Genomic DNA, 13068 nt, shown 5'->3' on the forward strand with positions numbered 1-13068 from the left:
CTTCGGTACCGAAGCAGGCCTTTTCCTTGACGTATACCGCCTCGATTTTACAGCCCGCCAGGGCCGCAATCATTGGCCAGATACTCTTCCAGCCCCGTGTACAGGTCTGTCTGGTGGTTATAGAACAGCGTGTTGCTGAAGTGGTCAGCACCCTCAAGTTCGAGATAACGATAGGGGATGCCCGCTCTCTCCAAGCGCGGAATGTAAACGCGCATATGTTCGAGAGGAACGCGTTGGTCCACATCCCCATGGATCAGGAATAGCGGAATATTGACGTTCTCCACCTCATCAATCGGCTGAATGCCGTCTCGACGACGCAACTCGAACTCTTCCTGGAACGGCAACAAACCGTCACGGTAATAGTTGAGCTGCATGTTCGGGTCCGCCACCGCAGCGCCGGCGATCGCACACTGATAGATGTTATCCTCGCGAGAGGCCGCCACCAGCGCAGCATAACCGCCATAACTCCAGCCAAACATGGCCAGACGATCCGGATCAGCCAAGCCTTGCTCGACCAGGTAAAGCGCACCGTCATCCTTATCGTCCTGCATGGCCAAGCCCGCTTGGCCAAGAGCACTCGTGTAATGCTGCAGGCCATGTCCGAGAGACCCGCGATATTGAGGTTGCAACACCATATATCCGCGGCTGGCCAGGAACTGCCCCCATTCATCATAGGTAATGACTTCAGAGACAAACGGACCACCATGCGGCAGGACAATCAGCGGGAACGGAGGCTCACCATGCGGCACCGTCAGATAAGCCGGGATCATCAGATCGCCATGGCGGGACGGGTACTGGATGTATTCAACATCCGCCAACATCTCAGGCTCTAATTGCGGAGCATATCCGCCCAGATAACGCATCGCCCCATCTGACAGATAGTAATAGCTTCCAGGGTCCCGCGGGCCCCGATTGAAAACCACCATTTTACTGCCATCACGGCTTCTGGACGTCACCGAGAGCTGATGCGCATTTGGAATGGCCTGACGCAATCCGGCGAACAGCGCCTCTTCATCAGGATCGATCCAGGCCGTCCGGATGCGGTCCGCGAAGTAATTCACGCCCGCCATGGCCGAACCTTCACCCCAGAAATTGGAATGAAAGCGGATCCCTGCAACATCGGAATCTTCCCGACGATAGATCAGCTCTCCAAACTCGCCGCTTGCGAGGTTGAATTCCCAGAACCCGATTTTGTCATGCCCGTTATGGGCCAGGACATAAGCGAGATCCTCGTTTTCCTGGTCAAACGACACGGGCGTGAACGTTGACAGGTCATACCCATCCACCCGGTAAGACTCTTCCCAGATTTCATCGCCAATACCGCGATAATAGTAGACGAATTCACGCGCCCCCGCATCGTAGCCCGATGCAAAGCGAGGATTGCCCTCATCATCAAAGACGGCCGTCGCGATGCGCTGGTTGCCATTGATGATCAGCTGACGCTGGCCGGTTTCAAGATTGAACCGGTAATAAGCGCGCGGACGGAACGCGATGAACGGGTCATCGTCTGAAAAAGAAGCCCGGGTCCGCGGCAGCGACACGATCACCTCATCGGGTGACCCCGGCAGAAGCGCTTCCACCTGCATGCCGGAGGAGAGCTCTTCAAATTCGCCACTCTCCAATGAGTAGCTGACAACTTTCCCCGCATAAACGCCGCGGTTGAAGCCATCAATCCGGTTACGGATTTTTTGACGCGCCCCCACGATCAGCAAGTCGCTGCTGACCCATTGCAGGGACTGAAATTCCATCGGATCGGCGTTCAGACGACGCGGCTGGGCCGAGAAGTCATCGGTCTGATAAATCTCGATAAGCGGATTGGCTTCGCGTGCGGGAATCCGCATGAGAGCAAGATGGCGCCCGTCCGGAGACAGCTCCACATTCGTCATGTTTTCGCGAACTGCGAAATACTCAAGTGGGATCAGATCATCATCTGATTGCACTGTTGCAGAAGCGGGACCGGCAATGAACGCACCCAGAAGCAAACTTGTTCCGACAAGTACGCTACTGAAGGAGAAGCGGAGTTTCATGTGCTTAAGGCTCCAAGTCTCGATATGAACAGAACTGAGGCAAAAAACAGCCCGCTGACGCTGGGTCAGCGGGCTGCTTTCTCACTCGATCATCAGAAGTCTCTTAGAAAGACTTGCTGACGTTTACGAAGAACCGGCGGCCCAGGAAGTCATGGCCCGCGAAGCGGTTGGTGCCATTGAGCTCGAAGTTCTCGCCCGGATCAACCAGAGCAGGCTCTTCGTCGAAGACGTTCCGCACACCGGCGACGATCGCCCAAGTGTCGGCGGAGTAACGCACAGAGACGTCGTGACGGAAGTGATCGTCAACGGTCTCAAGGTCCTTACAAAGCAGACCCTCACTGGCGTTACAGGTATCGGTATCGCCAGCAGAAAATGCTTCCTGGTCTTCGTTGTCATCGGTTTTGCCGGTCCAACGGGTGTTCCAGGTCAGGCGCCAGTCGTCATACTCGCCGAAGAAACGGAACGTGCCGTTCCAATGCGGGAAGAATTCCGTACCGAGATTGTTGAACAGCGACGGATCACCACCCGGAATACGCGTCACAGAATCCCGCTCGAGCGAGTTGTTGGCGCGGAAGTCCAGACCGGTGGTGAAGTTGCGGTCAAACAGGTCCCAGTCACGGGTGACGACCAGGTTGTAGTCAACGCCGACCGCCGTTTCAGAGTCCTGGTTGGCGAAAGGCAGATCGGTGGCGATGATGTAGCCGCTGTTCGGATCACGCGTGATCAGTCCGCAAAGCGGGCTGCTCAGATTTGCGCGCTGGTTGTAGCACTGGTCCACAACAGTCGCGAGACCCGTACGGACCAAAGTGTCTTCCACTTCAATCTCATAGTAGGTCGCGCTGAAACGCAGATCAAACGCGTCCAACCACGGCTGTTCAAAGACGATGCCGGCATTCCAAGAGGTGGAGGTCTCTTCAGCCAGGCTGTCATTACCAACCGTGAACACTTCGATTGAGCCAGGAGCTGCAGTCGGTCCGCCCAGAGTGGTCGGGTCGACGCCATCTGCTACGCAGTTGTCCAGGGTGATCTGTTCACGATTATCTTCGGTCGGATCATAACCGCCGACAGCGTCATAGGCATTGTCAGGCACCAGGCACGGGTCGGTGTACGCCAGGAAGCCGGAAATACCCTCGACGAACTGCTCTTGCAGGTTCGGCGCCCGGTAAGAGGTGCCGTAACCGCCGCGAACCGTGAACCAGGTATTCGGACGATACGTGCCCGAAATGCCGTAGGTGTAAGCGGTGCCGAAGTTGCTTTCGTCGGTGTAGCGGCCCGAATGGTTGATCGTCAGCTCTTCAATGAAGGGCTTCTGAGCAACGAGCGGCACTTCAACTTCATAGAAGACTTCGTACAGGTCACGGGTGCCGTTTGAACCCAAATCCCGGAAGAAGCCGAGAGCACGGCCCTGACGCGTGGTGTCATGCGGATCAGAGTCGATTGAGTCTTCACGATACTCAAAGCCCACCACACCGGCGACGGTGCCAGCCGGAAGTTCGAACAGGTCAGCGGTCACGAAACCCTGGAACAGGGTCTGTTCCACGGTGGTCGCAAAACCACGGTTCGCACGCAGGAAGTCATACTCTTCCTGGGTGGCGAACTCGCCGCCGCCGATGCCGAACAGGCTTTCAGCAAACGGATTGATCGGCACGCAAAGCGGAGCTTCGTTCGAGCCGCCCGGGAACGGGGTTCCAGAATCCGGAATGCCGTCGCCGTTCACATCCAGGCCACAGATGAAGTTGCCAGGGTTGCTGGGGTCTTCAATCGTGGTGGCCAGAGACAATGCCAGACGGTCTTCGTCAAAACGGAAACGGTCGGTGGTGCCGCGCGAACGGTCATAGCTCCCGGACACTTCCCAGGTGATGTTGCGCAGCGGCAGGAATTCAGGGTTCGGCAGAACACCCCGGAAGCCACCCACCAAACGGGTCTGGGTGACTTCAGAGCGGGTGAAACGGTCTTCGCCCTGAAGGTTCACACGGAACTGAGCTTCCGTCGCCAGCGGACCGGTGCCGCCCGTGTACAGACCGAAGAGGTTCGGCGTGCACTGAGAGAGGTTGAAGCCAAAGCTGGCGCAAAGATCTTCATAGTTGGCTGCAAACGCGGCCCGGTAATCGGGGTTGTTGAGCACACTGTCATGAGCCAAGCCGCAATCCACGCCCTGGACGGGCGAGCCAGCCGGGGTGTTTGGGTTACACGGGTTGAACGGGTTGTCCGCAGGTGTGGTCGGCTGGAAAGCAATGCTGCCGTTGCCGCCCAGAACGGTCTCACGCGTCGACACGCCCGCTTCAAAGAATGCGGTCACATCGTAACGGCTTCCCAGGTTGTATTCACCGTAGGTGAACGCCGAGAAACGCTCGGTTTCCGGAAGCACGTCCGCGACACGCTGCTGAGGATAACCGTTCGCCTGCCAGAACGGATCGGAGATCCGCACATCGGTCACGCCGTCGCCGTTGAAGTCCTGAATGGAGTACAGGCTGTATTCAGAATAGTTCGGAACACCGAAATTGGTTTGACCCGGGGTGCCGTACAGCGAACCCACATCGGCGAAGCCGTTGATAAACAGACGATTGATGCCATACGCAGTGGTGCAATCGGTCGGGAAAGCGTCATCAGAGCGTTCCAGACCACGGTTGATCGTGCGAATTTCGCCCGTAGAGGTGATCTCCACATTGGTTGCGCAATCACCGAAATAGTCGCGGTCGTTCAAGGTCACATTGGACTGACGCTGATACTCGGCGCCGAAGCCCATGAAGCCACGGTCGGCGTTCACGCCCCAGCGTGCAGACGCGGTGAAGGTTTCACCACCGGACTGCTCAGGCAAGCTGGTGGAGGCCTCAACTTCAAAACCGTCAAAGTCGGTCCGCAGGATGGCGTTCACCACACCCGCCACAGCGTCAGAACCGTAGATGGAAGACGAACCATCCAGAAGCAGCTCGGTGCGCTCGATCAAGGAGCTCGGAAGCAGCGACAGGTCAGGAATGTTCGGCGCGCCCTCGGACCCGGCAGGGCCAACGCGGCGACCATTGATCAGGACCAGGGTGCGCTGCGGGCCAAGGCCGCGCAGGTCGATGTTGGTTGCGCCCGGACCGTTGTCAGACACAAAACCGATAAAGGTCTCATCAATCTGAAGGCCAGTCGCGACGGTGCTTTCCTGGATCATTTCCGTAGCGGAAAACAGGCCGACATCGCGCGCCACTTCACCAGAAATGATTGCACGGGCTTGATGGAAGAGAATTCATCACGACGGATACGCGAACCCGTAATGACAACGCGGTCGCTGGAGCGAGCTTCGCTCTCTTCTTCCTGGGTCGTTTGTTCCGGCTCATCCGCTTGCTGTGCGAAAACCGGGGCGCCGCCCATGGTCAGCGCCGCAACGCCAGCCAGAACGGTCGAGCGCAACAAGCGCTCTTTATTGGTCATGCTCACGATCGTTCCCCTTCGGAATTGAACCCCGCCATAAAATGACAGGAACTTTTCGCGCTATTTTTATGCGCTTGTAATTTTTTCTAGATCAGGAACGCCAAGGCTCAAAGAGCCAGATCACAGATTTGACACACTTTGGAAACGCTTTCGCCATGCATGTTGCTTTTTTGCAATGTTCCTCAAAAGGGCCACGCCCTGCTTCAGAGCGGGATTTCAGAGAAAGCTGCAAAACATTTGGCCACCGGCAGCCTTGCCAATTGACACCGGCAAGCCCGCCGACTTATTACGCGTCCTCTCTCGACGCCCCTCAGGCGCGAGGGACCTATGGCGAGCCATAGCGGGCGCGTAGCTCAGTTGGTTAGAGCACTACGTTGACATCGTAGGGGTCACAAGTTCGAATCTTGTCGCGCCCACCATTCCCTACTTATTGAAGACAGGCATATCCCACGCTTCGCTTGGCCTTTGGCCAAGCGCGATCGTGCGCGAAACGCACTGCGCCGCGTCATGCGATCAAGCTAGGAACGGTGCGTCAGAGCCGCTCAAGCAGGCGTTGCTCGAACGCGCTGACACGCTGACGGTCCCGGCGCCAGCGCCACCACAAAAAGAGGATGCGCGAACCGTCCACCAGATAGCGCTTCCACATGCGGCGCGGCTGTTCGGCGAGACGGAACAGCCATTCCAGACGCAGATTCTGCAGCCATTTCGGCGCCCGCCGGGACTTGCCAGATAGAAAATCCAGCGATGCGCCCACACACAGGCCGACCCCGGTACAATCGCCGCGCTCCAGACACGCTTCGGCCACCAGTTCTTGCTGGGGTGATCCCACGCACAGGAAGGTGAAACGCGCCGGATTGTCAGCCACAAAGGCGGCGCACTCTGCAATCGCATCCGGTTTGTGACGCAAGTGCATGGGGGGCTGATGCCATCTGATGTCTGACAGGCCATAACGCGCCTTCAGTCCGTCAATGACACTTTCATCGCCGCCAACCACCACGATGGGTTCATCGGGCCTGATCACACCCTCAAAGAGAGCGGCTGTCAGATCCGCGCCGGTCGTGACGTCAAGTGCTTCACCGGACAGGTCGGCGATCAGCTCCAGAACCCGACTGTCACACACCGTCAGCCAGGCCTGGGCATAGAGATGCGCCAGGACACTTTCAGTCTGCAGCCGCACCAGATGGTCAACGTTCGGCGTGACGACGAAGGCGAACGGGTCGAGCGCCGGACGCTCGGCGACTCGCTTGAGCGCGGTATCAAAGGCGATCCGGTCAAATGCAGCGTTCAAGAACCAGACATGACGCGCGCCGTGACGGCGATCATCTCCGGTCCAAGGCAGGCCAGACGAGATTGCGGCGAGCTTTTTGGAATCAAGATGGGCGGTCATGCGTGTCGAAATGCTCCAGCCAGAACTGCTTTGGCTGATGACCAGCAAGTTCAATGCCGTATGCAAAACCACGATCGCTTTCAGGGGCCGGGCCGCATCCAAAGCCCCACCTGGCTGCATCTAAGCAGCAACCCGAGCAGAAACTTGAGAGAGCGCCCGTGTCCCATTACGACCGCATCCTGGCTCTGACGGTGGGCTCCATCGCCGCCGGCGTTCTGCTGGTGGGCGGGCCTGCCGCAGAGCCACGGAACCGTCATCATCATCTGCAACTGCAAACCGGGCCGCTGACCGTGCAGCTGGGCGGGCCGGGACTGGCCCGGATCGACACGGCGCCGAACTGCCTCGAGCAAGCCTGTCCCATGATGGCCCTGTCGCTTGAAACCTCAGCCCCGGCGCAAGGCGCGCCACAGCATTCGCGCCGGATGCAGGCTTGTCAGCCCGGCGCGCTCCATCGGGGCCGGCTCATTGCAGAGCGCGCTGACGAGAGCCTCGGCGAGCAAGGGAGCATGTGCGAACCCGCGCGCCCCGAAGCCGCCTAGCACCATCAGCCCGGAAGGATTCAAGTCTGTCAGGGCGGGCGCAGGGCCGCCCTTGGCGTGTCCGCGCCAAACCTCTTCAAAGCCAGGCGGCGCCAAAGCGCCCGCCAGCGGCAGGCGATCCGCGACCGCAGCGCGCACGCCCGACCAGCCCGAAAGGCGCGCGCCCAGCGTCACAGGGCCTCCCGGCGCGTCCTGCGCCAACGTCCGCAGCGCCGCTTCCGCCTCGTCATCTGAGTCAGGCTCGGCGCGTTTCACATGGGTCGCGCCCACCATGAGCGCGTCTCCCAGCCGCGCCGCATAGCCGCCCCAGGCGGCGGGTGCGCGCAGATCAAATTCGCTCTCAAACAAAGCCAGCTGACCGGCGGAGGGCTCTAATCCCAGGCCCGTCGCACTCAACAAGGCGTGTTGGTCCCAACCGCCGGCCAGGATCACGCCGGCATAGGGGCCGAAAGCCTGGCCTGTTTCATCCTGGAGCCGCCAACCGCCCGCGACAGGTTCAAGCCCGATGATCCGCTGGTCGTGACTCTCCGCGTCACCCGCCAGCGCCGGAACAAGAGTGTCAGGCCGGATCTGACCGGCGCCGCTCATCCACAGCGCGCCTCCGCCCAGCCCGCACCGCGCTTTGGCGGCGTCCGCATCCAGGAATGAAAACTCATCATCCAGCGCCTCGGCCAGCTGGGCCAGGCGCGCCGCTCCGGCCTCGTCCTTGGCCAGCCGCGCCACGCCGGTCGCTTCAAAGCCCTCTAATGCTCCAAGCATCATCCGCGCATAATCAAAAGCGGCCAGCAGTGCGCGGTTGTGCGGACGGTCGCTCAGCTCCAGCCGCGGCGTCAGCAGGCCGCGCGGCGCGCCGGATGCGCCCGATGCCCACCCGCCATGCGCGAACACGTCAACCGTGCGACCGCGATAGCTGAACGCCTTGACCAGGCTCGCCGCCGCCACGCCGCCGCCGATCACGGCGATCGGACCATCTATGGGAGAGGGATCAGGAAACGGCGTCGGCGCACTTGCGGGCTGTTCGCCCGTGAAGATCGCTTCCAGCCGTTCGCGCTTGCGGCCGAAGCCCGGCTTTTTCTCGACGCTGAACCCCGCGGCCGCCAACCCCCGACGCACGGCGCCCGCCACTGTGAAGGTGACCGCAGGCGCGCCTTTTGCGCTTAAACGCGCCAGCTCGGAGAACAGATCGGTCGCCCACATGTCCGGGTTCTTGGCGGGGGCGAACCCGTCCAGAAACCAGGCGTCCGCTTCAAACGCCATGTTGGGCAAGGCGGTCTCGGCCAGATCATGAAACACGGTCAGCATGACGCGGCCGTTTTCAAACACCCGTCGATGCGCGCCTTTATGCGGGCTGGGCCAGACGTCAGTGAGCTGAGCGCTCAGGGTTTGAAGTTCAGGAAAAGCGGAGAGCGCGCGCATTGCGTCGGACTTGCGCAGGGGGAAGCCTTCAACGCTGACAAAGTGCAGCCGCGCGTGCGCTGGCGCGGTCTTCACAAACAAATCCCACAGCGCCAGAAAGTTCAGGCCGGTGCCAAACCCCAGTTCGGCGACGATGGTGGGGCGGTCAGTCCGAAACCGATCTGGAAACCCGGCAGCCTGCAAGAAAACCGAGCGCGTTTCCGCCAGCCCGTCTTCTGCAGAGAAATAGACATCGCCCGCATCCACAGCCACCGGGCCGGTTTCGGCCCAGTCGAGCACTGCGTGGGGGCGTTTTAGCCGATGAGGATCACTGGTTTCAGTCATGACAGCGCCCGCCATGGCCAAAGACCAGGGCGGGCGCAAGGGGAAATGTCGCTGGGGAGCGTTCGGACCTAGATCGTCGGCGCGTTCGAGCTGGCTTCTTCAAGCTCGGCGAAGCTCGGCTGGAAAGAACTCGGCACGCTGCCGCGTCCGATCTCGACGGAGATCTGGGCGGCGTTGCCATGCAGGTGCGCCACCAGAACCGCCTGGATGATCTTGTAGAAGGCGCCCTCTTCTTCATAGATCTCGTTCAGGCGCGCTGCGAACGGCCCCACCAGACCATAAGCCAGGAACACGCCGAGGAAGGTGCCCACCAGGGCCGAGCCGATCTTGGCGCCCAGCACGGTCGGCGGCGAGTCGATCGCGCCCATGGTCTTGATGATGCCCAGCACCGCCGCCACGATCCCCAGCGCCGGCAGGGCGTCCGCCATGCTTTGCAGGGCATGGGCCGGAGTGGCGGCCTCGTGGTGGTGCTTTTCGATCTGTTTTTCCATTGCGTCTTCAACCTGGTGCGGGTCTTCCAGGTTCATCGTCATCATCCGCAGCGTGTCGCAGATGAAGTCGATGGCGAAATGGTCCTTCATGATTTTCGGGTAGGCGGAGAAGATCGAGCTGTCATGCGGGTTCTCGATATGAGTTTCCAGCGCGATGACGCCCTTGGTCTTCATGGTCTTGGTCAGCTGAAAGAGCAGCGTCAGCAGGTCCATATAATCCTGCTTGCCCCATTTGGGCCCCGAGATCAGCTTGGCGAAGTCCGCGCCGGTCTTGGTCACCGTCGAAAAGGCGTTACTGATCAAGAAGGCGCCGATCGCCGCGCCGCCGATCATCATCAGCTCGAACGGCAATGCCTTGACGATGATGTCGAAATGGCCGCCCGCGAGCGTGAAACCGCCGAACACCATCCCGAACAGGACCACAATCCCGATAATCTGAAACATACCCACCACCCGTTCTAGGTCTCGTCAAAGACCCGGCGGCTCCTGCCGCTCTGTCGCCTTCAACGTCCGATTTCGGGACGGTTATACCCGCTGATGCTTAAAGCCCGGTTTTCAAGCCGTTAGGAGGTGGGAAAGACTCTCCCCCTGAACCCGACGCATAGCGGCCTTGCTTGCATGATTATGGACCTTGCGAGGGGCCGGGCTTATGTCTGTAGCCACATGACCCCTTTATATGATCCCGCCAATCCCTCGAGTGAACAGACGCGCCGCCGCGCCTTCCGGCTTCTGTTTTTGTGCCTGATCGCGACCTCCATCGGCAATTCCATGCTGTTTGCGATCCTGCCGCCGCTGGCGCGGGACCTTCAGGTGGACGAGGTGTTCGTCGGCGCGATCTACACGGTGTCCGCGCTTCTGTTCCTGATCATGAGCCCGGTCTGGGGCGCCCTGTCAGACCGTCATGGCCGCCGTCCGCTGATCGTATTCGGCCTGTCCGCCTTCGCCTCCTCCTGCCTGGTGTTCGCCGCGGGCGCCTGGGCCGGTCAGGTGGGGCTGCTGCCGCCCATGGCCGCGATTATCGCCATGGCCATGGCGCGCTCGATCTTTGGCGGGCTGGGCTCGGCGACCAACCCCGCCGCGCAAGCCTATGTGGCTGACCGCACCGAACCCGCCCAGCGCACCCGCGCTTTGTCGAGCCTGACGGCCGCGTTTGGCCTGGGCACCGTGATCGGTCCGGCGCTGGCGGGGTTTTTCTCGCACCGGATCGGCATTTCCACCTTCATGATCGCGGTGGCGGTGATGGTGGCGGTCGCTGCAATCTGTGTGCGCTTGTTCCTGCCCGAACAGACCCCGCCCAAGAAAAAAGGGCGTCCCATCAATCCGCTGGTTCAGTTCCAGTTCGCCGCGGATCCGCGCCTGACCGCCTTCATGATCTATGGCTGCGCCATGTGGATGGCCCAGGCCGCCAGCCTGCAATCGCTGAGCTTTTACATCATGGACCGGCTGGGCATGGATGCGGCGGGTGGTTTGCAGCTCGGCTCCATCGCGCTGACAGCAGGCGCGGCGGGGCTGATTTTCGCCCAGCTGGTGGTGATCCCGGTGCTGAACACCAGCCCGCGCGTGCTGATGGCCATTGGCGCGGTGATGGTGGTTTTGGGCAATGTCACCATGGTCTTCGCGCCCGATTATCTGGTCATCGTGATCGGCTATGTGTTCAACAGTTTCGGCTTCGGCCTGGCCCGCTCAGGCTTCACCGCCGGCGCCTCGCTGGCGGTCGAGCCTGAAGAGCAAGGCCGGGCGGCGGGACTGACCACCGCCACCGCCGGAATGGGCTTCATGATCGCCCCGATCACCGGCTTATGGCTCTATCAAAGCGTTGCGCCCGCAGCCCCGTTCGAGCTGAACGCCGCGCTCGCCGTGGTCGGCTTCGCACTGGCGCTGCTGCACCCCAGGGTGCGGGCGGCCGACGCTGTCCTAAGTCCGACCATCGAAGATACGCCGCCCGCCTGAACCGCCTAGCGCGCCCGCGCCATCACCGCTTCATAGGTCAGCTGGCCGGCATAACCGTCGGGCGTCATGCCGTTGGCGGCCTGAAAGGATTTCAGCGCGCGGCGGCTGTTCGCCCCGAAAATGCCGTCCACGCCGCGCGTATCATGGCCGAGATCAGTGAGCACCTGCTGCAATTCGCGCGACTGGGACCGGTTGATCGGCGGATTGTCTTCCGGCCAGCCGTCCGGCAGCGCATCAATCCCCGCAAGCCTTTTCGCGAGATACCCGACCCCCAGCGCATAGGCGGTGGAATTATTATAGCGCATCAGGGCGTCAAAGTTTGAGAACGCCATAAAGGCCGGGCCTTGCGCGCCAGAGGGCAGGACAATGCGGGCCGGGCGGTACAGATCATCCGGGCTCCACTCGCCCTGAACAGGCCGCACCCCATCCATCGCCCAGGCGGAGACGGCGCGGCGATCGCGCTCCTCCCAGCCGGCGAAATCAAACGTGTCAGGCAGAGTCACCTCGGTCACCACAGGCGCATCGGTTTCCCAGCCTGCGCGGGCGAGCAGGTTCGCCGCCGACCCCAGGGCGTCGGCTTCAGTCGTCCAGATGTCGCGATGACCGTCGCCATGCACGTCCACGGCGCGTTCAAGATAGGTGGTGGGGATGAACTGGGTCTGCCCCATGGCGCCGGCCCAGCTGCCCAGGAGCTGATCACGGTCCGCATAGCCGCGCTCGAGCATGTCAGCGACCGCCAGGAGCTGAGTTTCCGCGAACTGACGGCGACGACCTTCCCAAGCCAAAGTCGCCAGCGAACGCACGATGTCAAAATCGCCCATGATGACGCCATAGGCGCTTTCCAGCCCCCAGATCGCGGTGAGGATGTCCGCATCGACGCCGAACTGCGCCTCGACCGTATCAAGCGCCTCGCGATGGCGCGCCTGAGCGTTGAGCCCGTTCTGGGTGCGCGCGTCAGAGGCCGCGCCATTGAGATACACCCAGACCGGTCGCACGAATTCAGGCTGGGAGCGGTCGCGATCAATGATCCGCGAATCAGGCTCCAGCCCGTCCATCATGATCGCGATTGTGGCGGGCTCTGCGCCATGCTCGGCCAGACGCTGGCGAAACCTGTCCGCCCAGTCCTCAAAGCTCATCTCCTGCGCGCCTGCCGCTGCGGTCATGAAAATGGCCAGGGCCAGACCCAGGCCCTTGAACAGTGTGCTTAGCGTCATGACGATCCTGACTATATGCTTGCGCCCCTCACCGAAGCTGTATGATAGCGCTGCTCGCACGCACATGCGAGGCGCCAGAAGCGTTGACTCTGCTCTAAGCTTTGCGTAAATCCCGCCCTCCTGATTTTTCCGGGGGCCATTTGCGTCCTCACACCTAATTAAGCTAGGGCGACGACCATGAAAGTGCGCAGCTCCCTGAAGTCCTTGAAGAACCGCCACCGCGACTGCCAAGTCGTGCGTCGCCGCGGCAAGGTCTACGTGATCAACAAAACCGACCCGCGTTTCAAAGCCCGCGCCGGCTAG

At 61.0% G+C, this 13068-nt stretch carries 9 protein-coding genes and 1 tRNA gene; 3 read left to right on the forward strand and 7 right to left on the reverse strand.

From position 1 onward, the window contains the following. Positions 1-47: 47 nt before the first annotated feature. From ACTIGF_RS04525 to ACTIGF_RS04535, 3 genes are all read right to left on the reverse strand, one after another. On the reverse strand, positions 48-2027 hold the full coding sequence (locus ACTIGF_RS04525) for an alpha/beta hydrolase family protein (protein ID WP_439635734.1): 1980 nt from the start codon (positions 2025-2027) through the stop codon (positions 48-50). A gap of 103 nt (positions 2028-2130) precedes the next feature. Further along, positions 2131-5220, reverse strand: coding sequence for a TonB-dependent receptor domain-containing protein (locus ACTIGF_RS04530; RefSeq protein WP_439635735.1), 3090 nt, complete (start codon positions 5218-5220; stop codon positions 2131-2133). Beyond that, positions 5181-5450: a hypothetical protein gene (locus tag ACTIGF_RS04535; protein WP_439635736.1), complete on the reverse strand. Its 270-nt coding sequence runs from the start codon at positions 5448-5450 to the stop codon at positions 5181-5183. The genes ACTIGF_RS04530 and ACTIGF_RS04535 overlap by 40 nt, the downstream gene beginning before the upstream one ends. A 336-nt stretch (positions 5451-5786) precedes the next feature. On the opposite strand from ACTIGF_RS04535, the gene ACTIGF_RS04540 reads away from it, so the two are divergent. Beyond that, a tRNA-Val gene (locus tag ACTIGF_RS04540) sits at positions 5787-5863 on the forward strand. A 113-nt stretch (positions 5864-5976) separates the two neighbouring features. On the opposite strand, the gene ACTIGF_RS04545 is transcribed toward ACTIGF_RS04540, so the two are convergent. From ACTIGF_RS04545 to motA, 3 genes are all read right to left on the reverse strand, one after another. Beyond that, positions 5977-6831, reverse strand: a complete 855-nt coding sequence (locus ACTIGF_RS04545) for a WecB/TagA/CpsF family glycosyltransferase (protein WP_439635737.1) — start codon at positions 6829-6831, stop codon at positions 5977-5979. 383 nt (positions 6832-7214) lie between these two features. Next, a complete protein-coding gene (gene mnmD / locus ACTIGF_RS04550) occupies positions 7215-9110 on the reverse strand; it encodes a tRNA (5-methylaminomethyl-2-thiouridine)(34)-methyltransferase MnmD (protein ID WP_439635738.1) in 1896 nt (631 codons plus the stop codon). A 68-nt stretch (positions 9111-9178) separates the two neighbouring features. Further along, positions 9179-10045: a flagellar motor stator protein MotA gene (gene motA / locus ACTIGF_RS04555; protein WP_439635739.1), complete on the reverse strand. Its 867-nt coding sequence runs from the start codon at positions 10043-10045 to the stop codon at positions 9179-9181. Between the two features lie 219 nt (positions 10046-10264). On the opposite strand from motA, the gene ACTIGF_RS04560 reads away from it, so the two are divergent. Beyond that, a complete protein-coding gene (locus tag ACTIGF_RS04560) occupies positions 10265-11551 on the forward strand; it encodes an MFS transporter (RefSeq protein ID WP_439635740.1) in 1287 nt (428 codons plus the stop codon). Positions 11552-11556: 5 nt separating this feature from the next. On the opposite strand, the gene ACTIGF_RS04565 is transcribed toward ACTIGF_RS04560, so the two are convergent. After that, entirely contained in the window at positions 11557-12765 is a 1209-nt protein-coding gene (locus ACTIGF_RS04565) for a lytic murein transglycosylase (RefSeq protein ID WP_439635741.1), read from the reverse strand. Positions 12766-12942: 177 nt separating this feature from the next. Between ACTIGF_RS04565 and ykgO the strand changes: the two genes are divergently transcribed. After that, complete coding sequence (ykgO, locus tag ACTIGF_RS04570) at positions 12943-13068, forward strand: type B 50S ribosomal protein L36 (RefSeq protein WP_009801967.1); 126 nt, start codon at positions 12943-12945, stop codon at positions 13066-13068.

It is taken from the genome of Oceanicaulis sp. (assembly GCF_051859625.1).
In the GTDB taxonomy this organism is placed as follows: domain Bacteria; phylum Pseudomonadota; class Alphaproteobacteria; order Caulobacterales; family Maricaulaceae; genus Oceanicaulis.

Coding starts and splice junctions, on each gene's coding strand:
- ykgO (WP_009801967.1), top strand. CDS start 12,943: ATGAAAGTGCGCAGCTCCCTGAAGTCCTTGAAGAACCGCCACCGCGAC.
- motA (WP_439635739.1), bottom strand. CDS start 10,045: ATGTTTCAGATTATCGGGATTGTGGTCCTGTTCGGGATGGTGTTCGGC.
- ACTIGF_RS04545 (WP_439635737.1), bottom strand. CDS start 6,831: ATGACCGCCCATCTTGATTCCAAAAAGCTCGCCGCAATCTCGTCTGGC.
- ACTIGF_RS04565 (WP_439635741.1), bottom strand. CDS start 12,765: ATGACGCTAAGCACACTGTTCAAGGGCCTGGGTCTGGCCCTGGCCATT.
- ACTIGF_RS04560 (WP_439635740.1), top strand. CDS start 10,265: ATGACCCCTTTATATGATCCCGCCAATCCCTCGAGTGAACAGACGCGC.
- ACTIGF_RS04525 (WP_439635734.1), bottom strand. CDS start 2,027: ATGAAACTCCGCTTCTCCTTCAGTAGCGTACTTGTCGGAACAAGTTTG.
- mnmD (WP_439635738.1), bottom strand. CDS start 9,110: ATGACTGAAACCAGTGATCCTCATCGGCTAAAACGCCCCCACGCAGTG.